16 protein-coding genes and 3 tRNA genes are annotated in these 19903 nt (G+C 62.9%); 16 read left to right on the top strand and 3 right to left on the bottom strand.

Features of this window, described 5'->3' with window-relative positions; all coding sequences use genetic code 11:
• Window positions 1-129 precede the first annotated feature (129 nt).
• The 6 genes from cysS (at window position 130) to AWB67_RS15960 (ending at window position 6932) form a co-directional block, all read left to right on the top strand.
• The gene (cysS, locus tag AWB67_RS15935; RefSeq protein WP_087657214.1) at window positions 130-1524 is read left to right on the top strand and encodes a cysteine--tRNA ligase; all 1395 of its coding nucleotides are present in this window, start codon (window positions 130-132) and stop codon (window positions 1522-1524) included.
• A 47-nt stretch (window positions 1525-1571) separates the two neighbouring features.
• On the top strand, window positions 1572-2594 hold the full coding sequence (locus AWB67_RS15940; protein ID WP_087657215.1) for a DNA-3-methyladenine glycosylase family protein: 1023 nt from the start codon (window positions 1572-1574) through the stop codon (window positions 2592-2594).
• Between the two features lie 118 nt (window positions 2595-2712).
• Entirely contained in the window at window positions 2713-3684 is a 972-nt protein-coding gene (locus tag AWB67_RS15945; protein ID WP_087657216.1) for an acetyl-CoA carboxylase carboxyltransferase subunit alpha, read from the top strand.
• 19 nt (window positions 3685-3703) lie between these two features.
• Window positions 3704-5134, top strand: a complete 1431-nt coding sequence (gene tilS / locus AWB67_RS15950; RefSeq protein ID WP_087657217.1) for a tRNA lysidine(34) synthetase TilS — start codon at window positions 3704-3706, stop codon at window positions 5132-5134.
• A gap of 306 nt (window positions 5135-5440) precedes the next feature.
• Entirely contained in the window at window positions 5441-6691 is a 1251-nt protein-coding gene (locus AWB67_RS15955) for an aspartate kinase (protein ID WP_087657218.1), read from the top strand.
• A 147-nt stretch (window positions 6692-6838) separates the two neighbouring features.
• Window positions 6839-6932 (top strand) — tRNA-Ser (locus AWB67_RS15960).
• A 148-nt stretch (window positions 6933-7080) separates the two neighbouring features.
• Here the strand turns inward: AWB67_RS15960 and loiP are convergent.
• Window positions 7081-7836: a metalloprotease LoiP gene (gene loiP, locus AWB67_RS15965; protein WP_087657219.1), complete on the bottom strand. Its 756-nt coding sequence runs from the start codon at window positions 7834-7836 to the stop codon at window positions 7081-7083.
• Between the two features lie 341 nt (window positions 7837-8177).
• Here loiP and AWB67_RS15970 point away from each other — a divergent pair, with 341 nt between their 5' ends.
• Window positions 8178-8531: a hypothetical protein gene (locus tag AWB67_RS15970; protein WP_087657220.1), complete on the top strand. Its 354-nt coding sequence runs from the start codon at window positions 8178-8180 to the stop codon at window positions 8529-8531.
• Between the two features lie 219 nt (window positions 8532-8750).
• Window positions 8751-9101, top strand: coding sequence for a hypothetical protein (locus tag AWB67_RS15975; RefSeq protein ID WP_087657221.1), 351 nt, complete (start codon window positions 8751-8753; stop codon window positions 9099-9101).
• A gap of 61 nt (window positions 9102-9162) precedes the next feature.
• Here the strand turns inward: AWB67_RS15975 and fabI are convergent, their stop codons facing one another.
• Window positions 9163-9954, bottom strand: a complete 792-nt coding sequence (gene fabI / locus AWB67_RS15980; RefSeq protein ID WP_087657222.1) for an enoyl-ACP reductase FabI — start codon at window positions 9952-9954, stop codon at window positions 9163-9165.
• A 309-nt stretch (window positions 9955-10263) separates the two neighbouring features.
• Between fabI and AWB67_RS15985 the strand changes: the two genes are divergently transcribed.
• From AWB67_RS15985 to AWB67_RS16005, 5 genes are all read left to right on the top strand, one after another.
• Entirely contained in the window at window positions 10264-12072 is a 1809-nt protein-coding gene (locus tag AWB67_RS15985) for an extracellular solute-binding protein (protein ID WP_235025185.1), read from the top strand.
• A gap of 36 nt (window positions 12073-12108) precedes the next feature.
• Complete coding sequence (locus AWB67_RS15990; RefSeq protein ID WP_087657224.1) at window positions 12109-13146, top strand: microcin C ABC transporter permease YejB; 1038 nt, start codon at window positions 12109-12111, stop codon at window positions 13144-13146.
• 1 nt (window position 13147) lies between these two features.
• Complete coding sequence (locus AWB67_RS15995; RefSeq protein WP_087657225.1) at window positions 13148-14260, top strand: ABC transporter permease; 1113 nt, start codon at window positions 13148-13150, stop codon at window positions 14258-14260.
• Window positions 14257-15858, top strand: a complete 1602-nt coding sequence (locus AWB67_RS16000) for an ABC transporter ATP-binding protein (RefSeq protein ID WP_087657226.1) — start codon at window positions 14257-14259, stop codon at window positions 15856-15858. Before AWB67_RS15995 ends, AWB67_RS16000 begins: the two co-directional genes overlap by 4 nt.
• Before the next feature lie 144 nt (window positions 15859-16002).
• Window positions 16003-16668 (top strand): C40 family peptidase, encoded by a 666-nt coding sequence (locus AWB67_RS16005; protein WP_087657227.1) that lies wholly within the window; start codon window positions 16003-16005, stop codon window positions 16666-16668.
• A 58-nt stretch (window positions 16669-16726) separates the two neighbouring features.
• Here AWB67_RS16005 and AWB67_RS16010 read toward each other — a convergent pair whose 3' ends face one another.
• Window positions 16727-17677, bottom strand: coding sequence for a patatin-like phospholipase family protein (locus tag AWB67_RS16010; protein ID WP_087657228.1), 951 nt, complete (start codon window positions 17675-17677; stop codon window positions 16727-16729).
• A 378-nt stretch (window positions 17678-18055) separates the two neighbouring features.
• Between AWB67_RS16010 and gltX the strand changes: the two genes are divergently transcribed.
• From gltX to AWB67_RS16025, 3 genes are all read left to right on the top strand, one after another.
• Complete coding sequence (gltX, locus tag AWB67_RS16015) at window positions 18056-19465, top strand: glutamate--tRNA ligase (protein WP_087657229.1); 1410 nt, start codon at window positions 18056-18058, stop codon at window positions 19463-19465.
• A 138-nt stretch (window positions 19466-19603) separates the two neighbouring features.
• Window positions 19604-19679 (top strand) — tRNA-Ala (locus tag AWB67_RS16020).
• A 148-nt stretch (window positions 19680-19827) separates the two neighbouring features.
• Window positions 19828-19903, top strand: a tRNA-Glu gene (locus tag AWB67_RS16025).

Raw genomic sequence — 19903 nt, forward strand, 5'->3', positions numbered from 1 at the left:
GGGTCATCGCCCTCGCAATGTCCGCGGATCGCGTGCCTGGATTTTCGCGCCGCTTTTGCCAACATGATAGTGCCGACACGTGATCCAGCGACACCAACACACGGATGTTTCCGACCCGCACCGTCTTCTATGAATTCACTGCGCATCTACAACACGCTCGCGCGTGACAAGCAATCTTTCGTGCCGCTTCGCGATGGCGAGGTGCGCATGTATGTCTGCGGAATGACGGTGTACGACTACTGCCACATCGGCCATGCGCGCGTGATGGTCGTGTTCGACATCGTGCAGCGGTGGCTGCGCACGCTCGGCTACGAGGTGACCTACGTCCGCAACGTCACCGATATCGACGACAAGATCATTCGCCGCGCCGTCGAGAACAACGAGCCGATCAAGGCGCTGACGAAACGCTTCACCGACGCGATGCACGAAGACGCTGACGCGCTCGGCGTCGCACGGCCGGACCTCGAGCCGCGCGCGACCGACTTCATCCCGCAGATGCTCGGCATGATCGACATGCTGGAGGCAAACGGCTACGCGTACCAGGGCAAGGACGGCGACGTCAACTACGCGGTGCGCAAGTTCGCGGGCTACGGCAAGCTGTCGGGCAAGTCGATCGAGGACTTGCGCGCCGGCGAGCGCGTCGCGGCCAACGAAGCGAAGGAAGACCCGCTCGACTTCGTGTTGTGGAAGCAGTCGAAGGCGGGCGAGCCCGAGGGCACCGGCTGGGACTCGAAGTGGGGTCGCGGCCGTCCGGGCTGGCACATCGAATGTTCGGCGATGGGTTGCGCGCTGCTCGGCGATCGGTTCGACATCCACGGCGGCGGTCAGGACCTGCAATTCCCGCACCACGAGAACGAGATTGCGCAGAGCGAGGCCGCGACGGGCCAGCAGTACGTGAACTACTGGATGCACAACGGCTACGTGCAGATCGACAACGAGAAGATGTCGAAGTCACTCGGCAACTTTTTCACGATCCGCGAGGTGCTTGAAAAATTTGACGCGGAAGTCGTGCGTTTCTTTATAGCGCGGGCACACTATCGGTCGCCGCTGAATTACAGCGACGTGCATATCGAAGACGCACGCGGCGCGCTGACGCGTTTGTATACAGCGCTGAAGGATGTCGAGCCGGACACGCAACCGCTCGACTGGAATGAAGCGCACGCAGCGCGCTTCCAGTCGGCGATGAACGACGACTTCAACACGCCCGTCGCGGTATCGGTGCTGTTCGATCTCGCAAGCGAGGTGAACCGCACGCGTGATACCGCGTTGGCACGTCAGTTGAAGGCGCTCGCGGGCGTGCTCGGACTGCTCGGCCGCGAGCCGCGCGCGTTTCTTCAGCAAGCGGCGGGCACGGGCGATGCAGGCATCGCGCCCGCTGAGATCGAAACTTTGATCGCCGCTCGCGTCGCCGCGAAGCAGGCGAAGAACTATGCCGAAGCAGACCGGATTCGCGCGCAGTTGCTCGAAGCCGGGATTGCGCTTGAAGACAAACCGGGTGGGTCGACGGAATGGCGCCGCGTCTGAGCGCGGCCATTCACACCCTCTAATCGACTCACCAGGCAGGAGGCATGATGGCAACGGCCAGGAAGGCGCCGGCTAAACGAGCCGCGTCCGCAAGAAATGCAGCGCCCGTCACGAAGAGCACGCGGCGCACGCAGGCGAAAGCGCCCGCGAAGGCAGGAAATGGTGCGACGAGAAAGACCACTGCGAAGAAGGCGGCCACCGATGAAGTAACGCTCACCGGCCGCGGCAATGGTGTCGCGCGGACGGGCAAGGCGTCCGCTACTGCGGCGCCCGCATCGCGAAAACGCGCGGGTATGAAGGGCAATGGTGAGGCGGCTGGGGCGTCCACACCGGCTTCCGCGACCGCGCTCGTGCGCGATCCGCAGCACGAAGGCGAGGTCGTGCGCAAGTCGCGCGCGGTCACGGCCGATGCCGCCGTCCCCGTTCAGATCGCCGGGCTCAAGGCCGAGATCACGCGTCCCGCGTATTGGGACAAGGCGTGCACCGACCTCGTCAAGCGCGACCGCATTCTCAAGAAGCTGATCCCGAAGTTCGGGCCCGTGCACCTCATCAATCGCGACGATCCGTTCATCACGCTCGCGCGCTCGGTCGTGGGCCAGCAGATTTCGGTGCGTGCCGCGCAGAGCATCTGGGAACGCGTCGAGTCGGCGTGCCAGAAGCTCGTGCCGCAGCAGTTCATCAAACTCGGCCACGAGAAGCTGCAGGCCTGCGGGCTGTCGAAGCGCAAGTCGGAATACATCCTCGATCTCGCGCAGCATTTCGTCTCGGGCGCGCTGCACGTCGACACCTGGACGTCGATGGAGGACGAAGCCGTCATTTCCGAGCTGACGCAGATTCGCGGCATCGGTCGATGGACGGCGGAGATGTTCCTCATCTTCAACCTGTCCCGCCCGAACGTACTGCCGCTCGACGACCTGGGTCTCATCCAGGCAATCAGCGTGAACTACTTCAGCGGCGAGCCGGTCACGCGCAGCGAAGCTCGCGAAGTCGCGGCGAACTGGGAGCCGTGGCGTACAGTGGCGACGTGGTACATGTGGCGCAGCCTGGATCCGATCCCCGCAGATCATTAAAAGCAAAAGAAGCCGTGGCCGCTATCGTTATCTTATAATTGATAGTTGCGACCCGAATTTGATAGGGTGAGGCGCGGTTAGAATACGCGCTGCCCGATGCTCCAAGGATTCGAAGAAAATGAAGACCACGTTTCTGGATTTCGAACAGCCGATCGCTGAACTCGAAGCGAAGATCGAAGAGTTGCGCTTCGTGCAGGACGATTCCGCTGTCGATATCTCGGAAGAAATCGAGCGGCTGTCGAAGAAGAGCCAGCAACTCACGAAAGATCTCTACGCTAACCTCTCGCCCTGGCAGGTTTCGCAGATCGCGCGTCATCCGCAGCGCCCCTATACGCTCGACTACGTCAGCGAGCTTTTCACCGATTTCCACGAACTCCACGGCGACCGCAATTTTGCCGACGACCTCGCGATCGTCGGCGGCCTCGCGCGCTTCAATGGGCAGCCGTGCATGGTGCTCGGCCATCAGAAGGGGCGCGACACCAAGGAGCGCGCGCTGCGCAACTTCGGCATGCCGCGTCCGGAAGGCTATCGCAAGGCCGAGCGCCTCATGCGCCTCGCGGAGAAATTCGGCTTGCCGATCTTCACGTTCGTCGATACGCCGGGAGCGTATCCGGGCATCGGCGCGGAAGAGCGCGGGCAGTCGGAGGCGATCGGGCGCAACCTATATGTGATGGCCGAGCTCAAGACGCCGAGCATCACGACCATCATCGGCGAAGGCGGCTCGGGCGGCGCGCTTGCGATCGCTGTTGCCGATAGCGTCCTGATGCTGCAATTCTCTACCTATTCGGTGATCTCGCCGGAAGGCTGTGCGTCGATCCTTTGGAAGAGCGCGGCGAAGGCGCCGGAAGCGGCTGAAGCGCTTGGCTTGACGGCGCATCGGCTGAAGGCGCTCGGTCTCATCGACAAAATCGTCAACGAGCCGCTCGGCGGTGCGCATCGCGATCCGAAGGGCATGGCCGCGCTGCTGCGTCGCGCGCTCGCTGATTCGCTGCGCCAGTTCCACGGCATGAGCGTGCAGGACGTGCGCGAACGCCGCTTCGACAAGCTGATGGCGTACGGCAAGTTCAAGGAAACGTTGCCGGGCGCTTGAAGCCGCCCCGCGTAACGCCGTGACCTCCGGCACCGACACCCCCGCCAGCCGCCTCGTGACCGAGGCGGTGCGCGCGGCGCTCGATCGCGTGCCCGCTTCTTCCTCCGATTCACCCTTTGCAGTCGCGCTGAGCGGCGGCCTCGACTCGACCGTGCTGCTCGACGCGGCAGTGCGCTGTGCGGGCGCGTCGCGCGTCGTTGCGCTGCACGTGCACCACGGACTCAGCCCGAACGCCGACGCGTGGTCCGCGCACTGCGAAGCCTTCGCTGATTCGCTCGGCGTGCGCTTTGCCGGGCGCAACGTCGACGTGGTGCGCGCGAACGGCGAAAGCCTGGAAGCGGCGGCGCGCGACGCGCGTTATCGCGCGCTCGATCAACTCTGCGATGAACACGGCGCAGCCGCGCTATGGCTCGCGCATCACGCTGACGATCAGGCCGAGACCGTGCTGCTGCAATTGCTGCGCGGCGCGGGCGTGGCAGGGCTCGCGGCGATGGCGCCGGAACGCATCGACGGCACGATGTCGGTACCGCGCGTGCGTCCGCTGCTCAAGCTGCTGCGCGCTCAACTCGAGCATTACGCGCACGAGCGTGATCTCAACTGGATCGACGACGAATCGAACGTCGATACGCGCTACGCACGCAACGCGTTGCGCCACGACGTGCTGCCGGTGCTTGCCGTGCACTTTCCCGGTTTTCGCGATGCGCTCGCGCGCACGGCGTCGCACGCGGCGTCGGCGCAACGGCTGCTCGATGAACTCGCCCGCATCGATTTCGAAGACGCGCGTGAAGAAGAGAGCGCGCTCAAGCTCGACGCGCTGCTCGCACTCGACGACGAGCGCGCGACCAATCTCCTTCGCTACTGGATGCGCTCGCGCGGCTTGCCGGCGGCATCGACGGCGCGCATCGCCGACGTGCTGCGCCAGTTGCGCGACGCGCACGCCGCGCGCGACGGCCACGCGTTGCGCATCGATCATGCGGGGCATTGCCTGCGCGAGTATCGCGGATCGATCTTCTGGGAGCAGGGCGACAGTGCCGATCCCGCCGATCTCGACGAAGGCACGGCCGCGCCGAAGATGGCGGTCGAATTGCAGTGGCACGGCGACGAGGTGTGGCGTTTGCCGCAATGGCGCGGCTCGTTCGTGTTCGAGCACTGCGCCGCTACCGATGCCGATGCAATTCCCGAATGCGCATTGCGTTCGGTGCCGCTCCACGCGCGTTCACGTGCGGGCGGCGAGCGCATGAAACTTTCCGCCGATACCCCGGGCCGCACGCTCAAGAATCTCTTCCAGGAATGCGGCGTGCCGGCGTGGAAACGCGACGTGCCGTTGCTGTTCATCGGCGAGACGCTGCTATTCGTGCCACTGATCGGCGTGAACCGCGACGCGTGGCAGATGCCGGACGCGCAAGCTTGCCGACGCATCGTGTGGCGGCCGGACTTACTCATTGCGTGATGCGAAATCCGCGCCTGTAGAGTCGCTGAAACGCACTCGAAACTTGTATTTTGAGGCCCGATCGGGTACGTTAACTCGTTTGCCTGCCGTGCGTTTTTCGCAGCATTTGCGTCCAAAAGACCCGATTTTCGCCGCCTGACTCGCACTTTCGCGCCAAGTGACTCTTATGAGTTCGCGCGAGCGGCATCCGCTTGTCGTGCTCAACTCGGCGCTTACGCTCGTTGCCCGGTCCAACGCCACCCCGAAGTCGTCGATCGCAACGCCAGCAGCGCTACAGCGCGGTTTTCCCTCCAGTTCAAAACGACAATGGCACTCATCGTACACAAATACGGCGGCACCTCGATGGGCTCCGTCGAGCGCATCAAGAACGTCGCCAAGCGCGTCGCCAAATGGCACAAGGCCGGCCACAAGATGGTCGTCGTGCCCTCGGCGATGTCTGGCGAAACCAATCGCCTGCTCGGCCTCGCGAGAGACATCACGCCGCAACCTGACCCCCGCGAACTCGACATGATCGCCTCCACGGGCGAGCAAGTCAGCGTCGGGTTGCTCGCCATCGCTCTGCACGCCGAAGGCCTCGAAGCCGTCAGCTACGCCGGCTGGCAAGTGCCGATCAAGACCGACAGCGCGTTTACGAAAGCGCGCATTAGCGAAATCGACGGCGGCCGCGTGCTCGCCGATCTCGACGCGGGCAAGGTCGTCGTCATCACGGGCTTTCAGGGCGTCGATCCGGAAGGCCACATCGCAACGCTCGGCCGCGGCGGCTCGGACACTTCGGCGGTTGCTATCGCCGCGGCGCTCGCCGCCGACGAATGCCTGATCTACACGGACGTCGACGGCGTCTATACGACCGATCCGCGCGTGGTGGAAGAAGCGCGCCGGCTCGACCGCGTGACGTTCGAGGAAATGCTGGAAATGGCGAGCCTTGGCTCGAAGGTGCTGCAGATTCGCTCGGTGGAATTCGCCGGCAAGTACCAGGTGAAGACGCGCGTGCTCTCCAGCCTGACCGACCCGCTGATTCCGCTCGAAGAAGAAATGCACTCGGGCACCCTGATTACTTTTGAAGAAGACGAGACCATGGAAAAAGCAGTGATTTCGGGCATCGCGTTCCAGCGTGACGAAGCGCGCATCGCGGTGATGGGCGTGCCCGACAAGCCGGGCATCGCGTACCAGATCCTCGGGCCGGTCGCCGATGCGAACATCGACATCGACATGATCATCCAGAACACGAGCGTGGACGGCAAGACCGACTTCACGTTCACGGTCGGCCGCGGCGACTATCAACGTGCCACCGAGATCCTCAACACGCAGGTGAAGGATCACGTGAAGGCCGAGCGCGTGCTGGGCGACCCGAAGGTGTCGAAGGTGTCGGTGGTTGGCGTGGGCATGCGTTCGCACGTGGGCATCGCGAGCACGATGTTCCGCACGCTGTCGGAGGAGGGCATCAACATCCAGATGATCTCGACCTCCGAGATCAAGATCTCGGTGCTGATCGACGAGAAGTACACCGAGCTCGCCGTGCGCGCGCTGCACAAGGCGTTCGAACTCGATCAGGCTTGATGGCGTTGGGCGGATTGCCCGGTTTGAGGCGCTGATCGATCGATCGTTTGACGTGTGAAAAAAATCGTCTGCGAAATTGACCCGCGCCTTCGAACCCGCTATTATCTTGGCTTCGTCGCGCTGACTCCCTGCGCGACCGAAAGTTTGGGAGACGTGGCCGAGAGGTCGAAGGCACTCCCCTGCTAAGGGAGCATCTGGGCCAAAACCTGGATCGAGGGTTCGAATCCCTCCGTCTCCGCCAGCGATGGTAGAGGAACCCCGCAGAGTCTAGGCTCTGCGGGGTTTTTGTTTTGTACTCTCGATAATCCGAGCCTTCGCGCGAAGCTTGGCTGGACTAAGCGTCTCGCGAACGACGGTCCCGCAAAAGCGAAACCGTCGCTCGCATCACATTACTTTCCCGATGCAATCCGATCCTGAATATGCTTCGCCCGCGCAGCCGAAGGCGGATGCGAATCGAGCATCGTCAGGCTCGACTGGTTGCCGCCGAGCGACGCGAGTTTCTGAAACGACGTAACGAGCCCCGACGGGTCGAGTCCCTTCTTTTTCTGGATGTCGAACGAATAGTCGTCGGCGGCGGATTCCTGCTGCTGCGAGAACTGCGCGTTGACGAACTTCTCCGACAGATCTCCCAATTGCGACGCCGACAAGCTCGCCATCACCCCCGTTCCCGCCGCCGCCACCGAGCGCAACGCGGACGTCCCATACGCGACCTGCATCGCCTTCTTCGTGTGTCCGAGCGCGACGTGACCCATTTCGTGCCCGACGACACCGCGCACTTCGTCGTCGTTCATCAGGTCCATGAGGCCGCTGTAGACACGCACGCAGCCGTTGCCCATCGCCCACGCGTTGACGTCCTTCGTCTCGTAGACCTTGTAGTTGACCGGCACGCCGTTGATGTTGTTGCCGAGTTGCGCGGCGATCTTGTTCAGGCGTTGCGTGTATGTGGTGTTCGCCGCTGAGATCTTGTTTTCACTATCGAGCTGCGCGCAGGATTTGTCGGAGAGGGTGCGGACGTCGGCATCGGTGAGCATGGCCGCCTGCGTCGCGAGCTGGCCCGATTGCACGAGCGCGTTCGGGTCCATGCCGGCGCAACCGGCGAGCATCGCGAACATCGAAGCCGCGACGAAAAAACGGTGAAATTTCATTAAGAGCCTTTCAGTAATGGAGAACGTCGATGGCGGCCTGCGCGCGCCTGTGCCCGATGGTCGGCAGAAGCCGGTCGAAGCACCACACGAACATTCCTATTTAGTGACATATCGCGACGGAGTCGCCGTCGAAAGGGGAATGTTAGCAATCAGGCGCGCGCGCGTGAACCCGGTCTGGACGATCTGCAAGCGTATTGCAAAATCCTCCGGACCCTTACTGAACGTAAGATCGTGGATTGCGCAAGACGGTAATACGGAGTTACTAACCTGAAACACCTCGGCCGGACCGATCCGCTATATTCGCGTCGACACAATAAACAACCCATCGAGGTGGGCTTCACATGAACAAGGTATCGAAGGCTTCTTTGCTGGCCGGCGTCGTCGCAGCCGGCAGTCTGTGTGTGTCCGGGGTGGCCATGGCGCAGGTGCATATCGGCGTGAACATCGGGGTTCCCGCGCCGGTCTACGTCGCGCCGCAGCCAGTCTATGCACCGCCGCCTCCGCCCATCGTCTACGCACCGCCCCCGCCGGTGTACGTGGCGCAGCCAGTGATCGTGATGGGCTGGCACGGCGATCGGTATTACGACGGCCGTCGCTACTGGGATCGCGACGACTGGTATCGCCGTCATCCGGATCACTACGATCACGGACACGGCGGCCACCACGACAATGGACGCCATAACGGCTGGCATTAAGGTTTATTAGCGCTCTCAGTGAAGCGAAAAAGCCACGCGATGTAAATCGTGTGGCTTTTTTGTCGGCATCGACTTATTCGTCCGATGTAACAAAAGGTAAGCTCTCTCTAGACATTACACCGATCCGCGAAACAACTTACAAACCTGAAATACGCGACTGAAAGCTGTCCGTTATATTTCGCCTCGACACGAACCAGAAAATGCCGAGGCCGCTTCATCATGAGAGATAACTTCATCGTCCGATTCGTGACTGTCGCGATTGCAGCCGGCGCGCTCGCCGTCAGCGGCACCGCGCTTGCGACGGACGTTCACGTGGGCGTCAACGTCGGGATTCCGGCGCCGGTCTACGTCGCTCCACAGCCGGTCTATGCGCCGCCTCCGCCGCCCGTCATCTATCAGCCGGCGCCCGTGTACATGCGGCCGCCGGTCGTGATCGGCTGGCATGGCAACCGTTATTACGACGGCCGCCGCTATTGGGATCGCGACGATTATTACCGTCGACACGGCCATGGACACGGCCATGACAAGCATCGCGGCCACGGAAAAGGGCACGACAAGCACCACCATTAACCAAAAAAAACCGTCCCCTTTTACAGGGACGGTTTTCTAATTGTGCTGATTGAAGCGAGCTTTATTCCGCAGCGGGAGCCATTCCGCCGACAACAGCATTAAACCCGCTGTCGACGTGCACGATCTCGGCGCTCACGCCTGCCGCCAGATCCGACAGCAAAAACGCCGCGACATTGCCCACCTGTTCCGTCGTCACATTGCGCTTGAGCGGCGCGTTGGTTTCGACGAAGTCGAGAATCTTGCCGAAACCCTTGATGCCGCTTGCCGCGAGCGTCTTGATCGGGCCGGCCGAAATGCCGTTCACGCGCACGCCCTTCGAGCCAAGCGATGCCGCGAGATACCGCACGCTCGCTTCGAGCGATGCCTTCGCGAGCCCCATCGTGTTGTAGTTCGGGATCGCGCGCTCGGCGCCGAGGTAGCTGAGTGTGAGCAGCGAAGCATCCGCCGACAGCATCGGCGCAGCCGCTTTAGCCAAAGCGGGGAAGCTGTACGCGGAGATGTCGTGCGCGATGCGGAAGTTTTCGCGCGTCATGCCGTCGAGGAAATCGCCCGCGATCGCTTCGCGCGGCGCGAAACCGATCGAGTGCACGAGGCCGTCGAGCGTATCCCAGCGTTCTTTCAGCGATGTGAAGAGCGCGTCGATCTGCGCGTCTTCGGCGACGTCGCAGGGGAAGATCAGGTCGCTGCCGAATTCGGTGGCGAATTCGGTGATGCGGTCCTTGAAGCGCTCGCCGACGTAGGTGAACGCCAGTTCCGCGCCTTCGCGCTTGCAGGCTTGGGCGATGCCGTAGGCGATCGAGCGGTTGGACAGCAAGCCTGTCAGCAGAATTCGTTTTCCAGCGAGAAAGCCCATGAATGCTCCTTTGTCGACGGGAGTTAGCGCTTCAGCGCTTACTCCCGTCCCATGCAGCGTAGCTGCGGTTGTCGATATCGCCCGCGCGCGTTGCGCCGTGCCGATCTGCGCGTGCCCGCCGAAAGCGGCGCCGCCCAAGCCCGCGCGGGATTTTGGGTAGAATTCTCTCACATTGCAACCGCCGCCCTAAGCGTCATACGGCTTTTGCGCCATCAGCCATCTCCTACTTATCGTCCAAAAAAGGGGCTTATGACGACTCGCATCACGGCCGCGTCGCGACGGGTCGCAGGTCTTCTCTTCGCGAGCGCGATGATCGGGTCGATAGGTTTGGGGTTTTCGCACGCGGCATTCGCCGTCTACGCGATCGCGCAATACGGAGAGCCCAAGTACCCGCCGGGCTTCAGGCATTTCGATTACGTCAACCCCGACGCCCCGCGCGGCGGCACGCTCGTCCTCGCGAATCCGAACCGCCTGACGAGCTTCGACAAGTTCAATCCGTTCACGATGCGCGGCAACCCCGCACCCGGCCTCGGCTTCATGTTCGAGAGCCTCACGACGGGCAGCCTCGACGAGATTTCGACCGCCTACGGCCTCCTCGCCGACGACATCGCCGTCGCCGCCGACGGCCTCTCGACGACGTTCCACATCAACCCGAAGGCGCGCTTTTCAAACGGCGATCCGGTCACCGCGGAGGACGTCAAATTCTCCTTCGAGACGCTCAAAAGCCCGAAGGCCGCGCCGCAGTACTCGGTGTACTTCGGCCAGATCGCGCGCGCCGTCGTGATCGATCCACTTACGATCCGCTTCGATTTCAAGCAACGCACACGCGAGATGCCGCTGCTCGCGGGCGGCATCCCGGTGTTTTCGCGCAAGTGGGGCATGAAGCCCGACGGCACGCGCATCGATTTCGACCAGCTCGCGTTCCAGAAGCCGATCGGCAGCGGCCCGTATCTGATCGAGCGCTACGACAACGGCCGCACGATCACCTACAAGCGCAATCCGGCGTACTGGGGCGCGCAATTGCCGGTGCGCGTCGGCACGTACAACTTCGAGCGGATCGACTACAAGCTGTACTCGGACGGCGTCGCCCGGCTCGAAGCCTTCAAGGCGGGCGAATACGACGTGCTCGTCGAGAACGTCGCGCGCAACTGGGTGCGGCGCGACATCGGCAAGCGCTTCGACAGCGGCGAACTCATCAAGCGCGAATTCCCGCATCACAACGGCAGCGGCATGCAGGGCTTCTTCATGAACGTGCGCCGGCCGCTGTTTCAGGATGTGCGCGTGCGCCAGGCGCTCGATCTCGCGCTCGACTTCGAATGGCTCAACCGGCAACTGTTCTTCAGCCAGTACCGGCGCACGGACAGCTTCTTCGTCAACGGCGAACTGCAGGCGAAGGGCCGTCCGTCCACGGGTGAACTCACGCTGCTCGACCCGCTGCGCTCCGAGCTCGATCCATCGGTGTTCGGCGAGATGGTGCAGCAGCCGCTCACCGCGCCGCCGCCGGACGCGCTGCGCGCGAACCTGATCAAAGCGCGCCAGTTGCTCGCCGACGCCGGCTGGACTTATCGCGACGGCGCGCTGCGCAACGCGAAGGGCGAGCCGTTCGTGTTCGAGATCCTCGACGACACCGGCGGCGGCGCGTCGATGGAGCCGGTCGCGGCGGCGTTCGCGCGCAACCTGCAGAAGCTCGGCATCGTGTGCAACTTCCGCACGGTCGATTACGCGCTGATCCAGAAGCGCCTCGACGCCTTCGATTTCGACATGACGAGCGTGCGCATGCCCGACGTGCAGGTGCCGGGCACGGAGCAAGTGTCGCGTTTCGGGAGCAAGTCGGCGGACGAGCAGGGTTCGGACAACCTGTCGGGCGTGAAATCGCCTGCCGTCGATAAAATCCTGCAGGCGGTCGTCTCCGCGCAATCGCGCGAACAACTCGTCGATGCCACGCACGCGCTCGACCGGGTGCTGATGCACGGCTACTATGTGGTCCCGCACTGGTATTCGGCGACGCACCGCGTGGCTTACCGCAATACGCTCGCGTACCCGTCGACGCTGCCGCTTTACTACACCGCCGAGGACTGGATCACGTCGACGTGGTGGTTCAAGCCCACGCCAAAATAATCTTCACAAAGCACAGAAACGAACCGGACGCCGCCCATGTGGAGCTACATCCTCAAACGTATCCTGCTGATGATCCCGACGCTGCTCGGCGTGCTCACGCTGACGTTCGCCGTGATCCAGTTCGTGCCGGGCGGCCCGGTCGAGCAGGCGGTGCACGATTTGCGGCGCGGCGGCGAGCAGGGCGGCGCGTTCGGCATGCGCACGCACACCGGCGTCGATGCGCAGCAGGTCGCGCAACTCAAGGCGCTCTACGGCTTCGACAAACCGCCGCTCGAACGCTACGTGTCGATGCTCGGCAAGTTCGCGCGTTTCGATCTCGGCGAGAGCTATTTCCGGCATCAGAGCGTGTGGTCGCTGATCGTGTCGAAGCTGCCGGTGTCGATCAGCATCGGCTTGTGGACGTTTTTCATCACCTATCTGATATCCGTGCCGCTCGGGATCGCGAAGGCTGTGCGCAATGGCTCGAAATTCGACGTCGCGACGAGTCTCGTCGTGCTGATCGGCTTCGCGATTCCGGGCTTTGTGCTCGGCGTGCTGTTGCTCGTGCTGTTCGGCGGCGGCACGTTCTGGCAACTGTTTCCACTGCGCAACCTTACCTCCGACAACTGGGCGACGCTCTCGCTCGGCGGCAAAATTTTGGATTATTTGTGGCATATCACGCTGCCGGTGGTGGCGTCGGTGGTGGGCAGCTTCGCCGTCATCACGATGCTCACGAAGAACGCCTTCCTCGACGAAATCCGCAAGCAATATGTGCTGACCGCGCGCGCGAAGGGTTTGTCGGAGCGGCGCGTGCTGTGGAAACACGTGTTCCGCAACGCGCTTTTGCCGCTGATCGTCGGCTTTCCGGGGGCGTTCATCGGCGCGTTCTTCACGGGTAGTCTGCTAATCGAGACGCTCTTTTCGCTCGATGGTCTGGGCCTGTTGTCCTACGAGTCCGTCGTGCGGCGCGACTATCCGGTCGTGCTCGGCACGCTCTATCTCTTCACGCTGATCGGGCTCGCGACCAAGCTGATCTCCGACCTGTGCTACGTCTGGGTCGATCCGCGAATTCAATTCGAACAACTGGAGCGCTGACTTGAACCGAGCCGCATCGTCGCGACGCAACGCGACCGCCACCGACGGCCAGCCGCTTCGCCCGCATGTTTCGATCACGCCGGGCCGGCGCGTGTGGCTGCGCTTCAGGCAGCATCGGCTGGGTTATTGGAGTTTGATCGTGTTCGTCGTCGCGTTCGCGATCAGCCTGGCTGGGCCGCTCTGGTCGAACGACAAGCCGCTCGTCGTGCGCTATCAGGGCCAGCTCTATTTCCCGCTCGTGAAGACCTATGCGGAGACGGTGTTCGGCGGCGACTTCCCGACGCCCGCCGATTACCTCGATCCTTACGTGCGCGATCGCTTCAGCGCGCCGGGCAACTTCGCGGTGTATCCGCCGAATCACTATTACTACGACACGCTCAATTACTTCTCGAAGGGCTCGAATCCGGCGCCGCCGTCGCGCGAAAACTGGCTCGGCACCGATGATCGCGGCCGTGACGTCTTCGCGCGGCTCGTGTACGGCTTTCGCGTGTCGGTGCTGTTCGCGCTCGTCCTGACGGTGATCGGCACAGTACTTGGCGTGCTGGCGGGCGCGGTACAAGGCTATTTCGGCGGGAGGACCGACATCACCGGCCAGCGTTTGATCGAAATCTGGAGCGCGCTGCCGGAGCTTTACCTGCTGATCATCTTCGCGTCGATTTTCGAGCCGAGTCTGCTGCTGCTCGTGATCCTGCTGTCGCTCTTCGGCTGGATCGGGCTCTCCGACTACGTGCGCGCCGAGTTCCTGCGCAATCGCACGCAGGACTACGTGCGCGCCGCGCGGGCGATGGGTTTGTCGAACTGGCAGATCATCCGGCGTCACGTCCTGCCGAACAGCCTCACGCCCGTCATCACGTTCCTGCCGTTTCGCATGAGCGGCGCGATCCTCGCGCTCACGAGCCTCGATTTTCTGGGTCTCGGCGTGCCGTCGCCGACGCCGTCGCTCGGCGAACTGCTCGCGCAGGGCAAGGCGAATCTCGACGCGTGGTGGATCTCGCTCTCGACGTTCGGCGTGCTCGTCGCGACGCTGCTTTTGCTGACGTTCATGGGCGACGCGCTGCGCAACGCGCTCGACACGCGCATCGCGGACGCGGTCAAAGCCGGAGGCGGCCGATGAGCGCCGCGCCGCTGCTGCAAATCGACAAGCTGCGCGTGCGGTTCGGGCAAACCGTCGCCGTCGATGACGTGAGTCTCACGATCGAAGCGGGCGAGCGCGTGGCGCTGGTCGGCGAATCGGGGTCGGGCAAGAGCGTGACGGCGCTTTCCATCCTGCGTCTTTTGCGTGAGGCGGAGCTTTCGGGCTCGATCCGCTTCGCCGGCGAGGAACTGCTGACGAAGAGCGAGCACGCGATGCGCAACCTGCGCGGCTCCGACATCGCGATGATCTTCCAGGAGCCGATGACCGCGCTGAACCCGCTCTACACGGTCGGCGACCAGATCATCGAGACGATCCAGCTGCACGATGGCATCAGTCCGCGCGACGCCCGCAAGCGCGCGATCGAGCTGCTCGCGTGCACGGGGATCACGGAGCCGGAGCGGCGTATCGACAGCTATCCGCACCAGCTTTCCGGCGGCCAGCGCCAGCGCGTGATGATCGCAATGGCGCTCGCGTGCCGCCCGCGCTTGCTGCTCGCCGACGAGCCGACCACGGCGCTCGACGTGACGATCCGCGCGCAAATCGTCGATCTGTTGCTCGAATTGCAGCGCGACGAAGCCGAAAAGCGCGGCATGGCCGTGCTGCTGATCACACACGACCTGAACCTCGTGCGCCGCTTCGCCGAGCGCATCGCGGTTATGGAAAACGGTCTGCTGGTGGAGCAGGGCACGGTCGAATCGATTTTCACGTCGCCGCAGCATCCTTATACGCAGCGCCTCCTGCAGAGCCGGCCGCAGCGCGCGGTGCTGCCGGTACTGCCGCTCTCGCCCGTGCTGCTCGACGCGAAGGACGTCTCCGTCGACTACTCGACGAAGCTGCCGGGCGTCGCCGGCTGGTTCCGGCGCGGCGCGTTCAAGGCGGTGGATCGCGTGTCGGTGTCGGTGCGGCAGGGCGAGACGCTGGGGATCGTCGGCGAGTCGGGCTCCGGCAAATCGACGCTCGCGATGGCGCTGCTCGGCCTGCAGCGCATCTCGCACGGCGCGGTGGAATTCCAGGGCCGCGCGCTCGCCGACTATCGCGGACGCGAAAAGACCGTGCTGCGCTCGAACATGCAGGTGGTGTTTCAGGACCCGTACAGCTCGTTGTCGCCGCGCCAGACGATCGAGCGGATCGTGGGCGAAGGGCTCGCGCTGCATCGCCCGGAACTCGATGCCGCCGCGCGTCACGCGAAGGTGGTGTCGGTGCTGCGCGAGGTCGGAATGGACCGCACGGCGCTGCAGCGCTACCCGCACGAATTCTCGGGCGGACAGCGCCAGCGGATCGCGATTGCGCGCGCGCTCGTGCTGGAACCGCGCATCCTGATACTCGATGAGCCGACCAGCGCGCTCGATGTATCCATCCAGATGCAGGTGTTGAAACTCCTCGCCGACCTGCAGAAGAAGTACAACCTTGGCTACGTCTTCATCAGCCACGACCTGGAAGTGATTGGGGCGATGGCGCACCGCGTCGCGGTGATGCAGAACGGTTTTGTCGTCGAAACGGGCGATGTGGAGAAAATCTTTTCGACGCCGTCGCACGCCTACACTCGGAAACTTCTCAAAGCGGCCTTGGCCGCTTAAATCTCACTCTTCTCACCAATTAGGTGCGGGGAGCGATTGATTTTCTCTATATCTTTTGACATGCAAATAATATCTGTCTAGTATCATCCAAACTTTACGTATGCCCCTGATTTTTCAGCCTTTCTTCGCAAAAACTACCGACCGATGCAGCCAATCACCTTGACTCAGACATGCGCGCGCGCCGCCGCCGGCATGTTGATCGGCCTACTGATGACAGCAACTTCGACGGCGATTGCCGACGAAGTCAACAATTCCCAACAAAATGCCAGCAATGGCATTTTTTTGTCGTCTAAAGCAAACGATGTCTACCCGGTCGCTGAATCGGGAAATACGTCGTCCTCCGGCACCAAATCTTTCCTGTCCGGCATGGCCAGCAAAGCGGGCGACGTTGTCGTCGGCGCGCTGAACATGATCGGCGTGCGTTATCGCTGGGGCGGCGATACGCCGGACTCCGGCCTTGATTGCAGCGGCTTCGTGCGCTACGTCTTCCAGGACACGCTCGGCATGACCTTGCCGCGGCGTGCGGAGGAAATGAGCCGCGTCGGCGAGAAGGTCCGCGTGAGCGAACTGAAGCCGGGCGACCTCGTGTTCTTCAACACGATGCGCCGCTCGTTCTCGCACGTCGGCATCTACATCGGCGACAACAAGTTTGTGCATTCGCCGTCTACCGGCAGCACGATCCGCGTCGACGACATGGAAAACGCCTACTGGGAAAAGCGCTACACCGGTGCACGCCGCATCGACGCCGCGTTCCCGATGGACGGCAACGATCTTCGCCAGCGCGTGAGCGCGACGATCGGCAATCAGTAACTGATTGGCCCGGTTGTTCCAGAAGCCCGCTTCGTGAGAAGCGGGCTTCTTGTGTTTCTCAGGCCGTAGCGCCACGCGACGCCAGTTGACGCTGCAACTCCGGCCACGCCTTCGCCACCGCTTCCTCGCCAGCCAGGATCGCCGCGTTGCGCTGGCCGAAATCGCTGCCGCTCATCGCCGCCAGATTCGGACGGATCACGACGTCGGCGTATTTGTCGAGTTCGTAGGCCTTGATCGTCTGGCCCATGATCGTGAACGTCTGCATCAGCACGTCGAACGAGCTTTGAGTGAGCGCCGATTCGGGCCGCGCCGAGATATCGACGGCGATCACGAAATCCGCGCCCATCTTGCGCGCGAACGCCGCGGGCACCGGGCTCACGAGGCCGCCGTCGACATATTCATGCGCGCCGATCTTCACCGGCTCGAAGATCGACGGCACGCTGCACGAAGCCCGCACCGCGACGCCCGTATTGCCGCGCTGAAAGAGAATCGGCTGGCCGGTGCGCAAATCCGTCGCGACGACGCCGAGCGGCTTCGCCATCTTTTCGATCGGCCGGTTATCGAGCGTCTTGTTGAGATAGTTCTGCAGCGCGACGCCTTTCAGGATGCCGCGCGTGCGAAACGGCATCGCCCAGTCGCTGATCGACGCTTCGTCCATCGTCAGCGCGAGCTTGTTGATCGAGATGCCGTTCATCCCCGACGCCGACAGCGCCGCGATCACCGAGCCCGCGCTGGTGCCGGCGAGCAGGTCGACGCGGACGTTGCGCGCCTCGAGCGCCTTGATTACGCCGATGTGCGCGAAGCCGCGCGCCGCACCGCCACCAAGCGCGAGCCCGACGCGCAACTGGCGCGGCGGCTCGGCCTTAGGCGGCGGCGCGTTCGTTGCTGCGCCCGAAGAACCGTTATTGCCGACGATGCTGCTACCCGTCGTGGAACAGGCGGCGAGCGCAGCCGATGCGGCCGCAACCGAAAACGCACGGCGCGAAAAGCGAGGGGATGATGATTTCAAAGGGTTTCTCCAGCGGCGCTGTTGGCGAGAGTAAGCGCTTTAGCGCTTACTCTCGCCCCATGCGGGTCGATCGACGCGACCGCCCACGACGTGCATGCATCCTGAAAATAGCGCGCACATCATAAAGCAACTCGAAACGCTGGCGCCGGTAAAAAGCGGGCGGCGAGTATAATTCCGTCTCATTTTGTTCGGCGGGGCGGCGCGGGAAAAGCGCACGCATGCCGCACGCTGAAAAGCTGAAACGCCGACGCATCGTTCGCATGCTGCGCCCCGAGCTTCGCAGTCTGAACCGCCGCGCTTAGGGGTGACTTAACGTGACTTAGCATCGCTTTCGTCGCCCCGAACCGCGAGCGCATTCCGCCATCGAGTAAAACGCCAATGACCACGCAAGTCCGCACCCGCTTCGCCCCGAGCCCGACCGGCTTCATCCATCTCGGCAATATCCGCTCCGCGCTGTATCCGTGGGCGTTCGCGCGCAAGATGAAGGGCACTTTCGTGCTGCGCATCGAAGACACCGACGTCGAGCGCTCCACCGACGCCTCCGTCGACGCGATCCTCGAAGGCATGCAGTGGCTCGCACTCGATTTCGACGAAGGCCCGTTCTACCAGATGCAGCGGATGGACCGTTACCGCGAGGTGATCGGCCAGATGCTCGAGCAGGGCCTCGCGTACCACTGCTACATGTCGACCGAAGAGCTCGACGCGCTGCGCGAGCGCCAGCGCGCCGCTGGCGAAAAGCCGCGCTACGACGGCACGTGGCGTCCCGAACCCGGCAAGTCGCTGCCGCCGGTGCCGGAAGGCGTGCAGCCCGTCGTGCGCTTTCGCAATCCGCTGAACGGCGTAGTGAGCTGGGACGACGCGGTGAAGGGCACAGTCGAAATCTCAAACGAAGAGCTCGACGACCTCGTGATCGCCCGCCCGGACGGTACGCCTACGTATAACTTCTGCGTAGTCGTCGACGATCTCGACATGAACATCACGCACGTCATTCGCGGCGACGATCACGTGAACAACACCCCGCGTCAGATCAACATCCTGCGCGCGCTGGGCGGCGAAGTGCCGGTGTACGCCCACCTGCCGACCGTGCTGAACGAGCAGGGCGAAAAGATGAGCAAGCGCCACGGCGCGATGAGCGTGACCGGCTATCGCGATGCCGGCTATCTGCCTGAAGCGGTGGTGAACTACCTCGCGCGCCTCGGCTGGTCGCACGGCGACGCGGAAATCTTCTCGCGCGAGCAGTTCGTCGAGTGGTTCGATCTCGATCACCTCGGCAAGTCGCCGGCGCAGTACGACCACGACAGGCTCAACTGGCTGAACGCGCACTACATCAAGGAAGCCGACAACGCGCGCTTGGCGACGCTCGCCAAACCGTTCCTGGCCGAACTCGGCGTCGATGCCAACGCGACCGAGCAGGGCGCGCCGCTCGAACTGGTGGTCGGGCTGCTGAAGGACCGCGCATCGACGGTGAAGGAGATCGCCGAAAACGCCGCGATGTTCTACAAGGAACCGGCCATCGACGCGGCGGCCTTCGCGCAGCACGTCACGGACGCGGTGCGCCCGGCGCTCGCGGACCTGCGTACGGCGCTTGGCGAAGTCGAATGGACGAAGGAGGCGATCGCGGCCGCGATCAAATCGACGCTCGCCGCGCACAAGCTGAAGATGCCGCACCTCGCGATGCCGGTGCGTCTGCTGGTGGCGGGCACGACGCACACGCCATCGATCGATGCGGTGCTGATGCTGTTCGGCCGTGAGACGGTTCTCAAGCGGCTGGAGAAGACGTCGGCGTGATCTAAGAAATCGTTGCGGACGCGAGTTCGCAGCGATTGCGCAAGATCGGGGCTGAAGAGCAAAAAAATTTCAGACAGGGCGGAGAAAGGTATTTACAACTTCAAAAGTGCCCTTTAAAATCTCGTTTCTGTTCTGCAAGGGGGTATAGCTCAGCTGGGAGAGCGCTTGCATGGCATGCAAGAGGTCAGCGGTTCGATCCCGCTTACCTCCACCACAGAACGGTTTGAAGTCTTTTAGTGAGACAGGTTGTCGCAAAAAAGACTTCACAAGTAACAGAAAGCTGTATAGAATTTCGGTCTTCGCTGCAGTAGCAGAAGACTTAAGCGAAGAACGTAGCAAGACAGAGATTTAACCAAGTTTCTGTCCCCTTCGTCTAGAGGCCTAGGACATCACCCTTTCACGGTGAGTACAGGGGTTCGAATCCCCTAGGGGACGCCA

The sequence above is a fragment of the Caballeronia terrestris genome, assembly GCF_001544515.1.
GTDB lineage: Bacteria > Pseudomonadota > Gammaproteobacteria > Burkholderiales > Burkholderiaceae > Caballeronia > Caballeronia terrestris.

Coding starts and splice junctions, on each gene's coding strand:
- AWB67_RS15990 (WP_087657224.1), top strand. CDS start 12,109: ATGTGGAGCTACATCCTCAAACGTATCCTGCTGATGATCCCGACGCTG.
- AWB67_RS15985 (WP_235025185.1), top strand. CDS start 10,264: ATGATCGGGTCGATAGGTTTGGGGTTTTCGCACGCGGCATTCGCCGTC.
- cysS (WP_087657214.1), top strand. CDS start 130: ATGAATTCACTGCGCATCTACAACACGCTCGCGCGTGACAAGCAATCT.
- loiP (WP_087657219.1), bottom strand. CDS start 7,836: ATGAAATTTCACCGTTTTTTCGTCGCGGCTTCGATGTTCGCGATGCTC.
- AWB67_RS15955 (WP_087657218.1), top strand. CDS start 5,441: ATGGCACTCATCGTACACAAATACGGCGGCACCTCGATGGGCTCCGTC.
- AWB67_RS16005 (WP_087657227.1), top strand. CDS start 16,003: ATGCAGCCAATCACCTTGACTCAGACATGCGCGCGCGCCGCCGCCGGC.
- fabI (WP_087657222.1), bottom strand. CDS start 9,954: ATGGGCTTTCTCGCTGGAAAACGAATTCTGCTGACAGGCTTGCTGTCC.
- gltX (WP_087657229.1), top strand. CDS start 18,056: ATGACCACGCAAGTCCGCACCCGCTTCGCCCCGAGCCCGACCGGCTTC.
- AWB67_RS15940 (WP_087657215.1), top strand. CDS start 1,572: ATGGCAACGGCCAGGAAGGCGCCGGCTAAACGAGCCGCGTCCGCAAGA.
- AWB67_RS16000 (WP_087657226.1), top strand. CDS start 14,257: ATGAGCGCCGCGCCGCTGCTGCAAATCGACAAGCTGCGCGTGCGGTTC.
- AWB67_RS15945 (WP_087657216.1), top strand. CDS start 2,713: ATGAAGACCACGTTTCTGGATTTCGAACAGCCGATCGCTGAACTCGAA.
- AWB67_RS15975 (WP_087657221.1), top strand. CDS start 8,751: ATGAGAGATAACTTCATCGTCCGATTCGTGACTGTCGCGATTGCAGCC.
- AWB67_RS15970 (WP_087657220.1), top strand. CDS start 8,178: ATGAACAAGGTATCGAAGGCTTCTTTGCTGGCCGGCGTCGTCGCAGCC.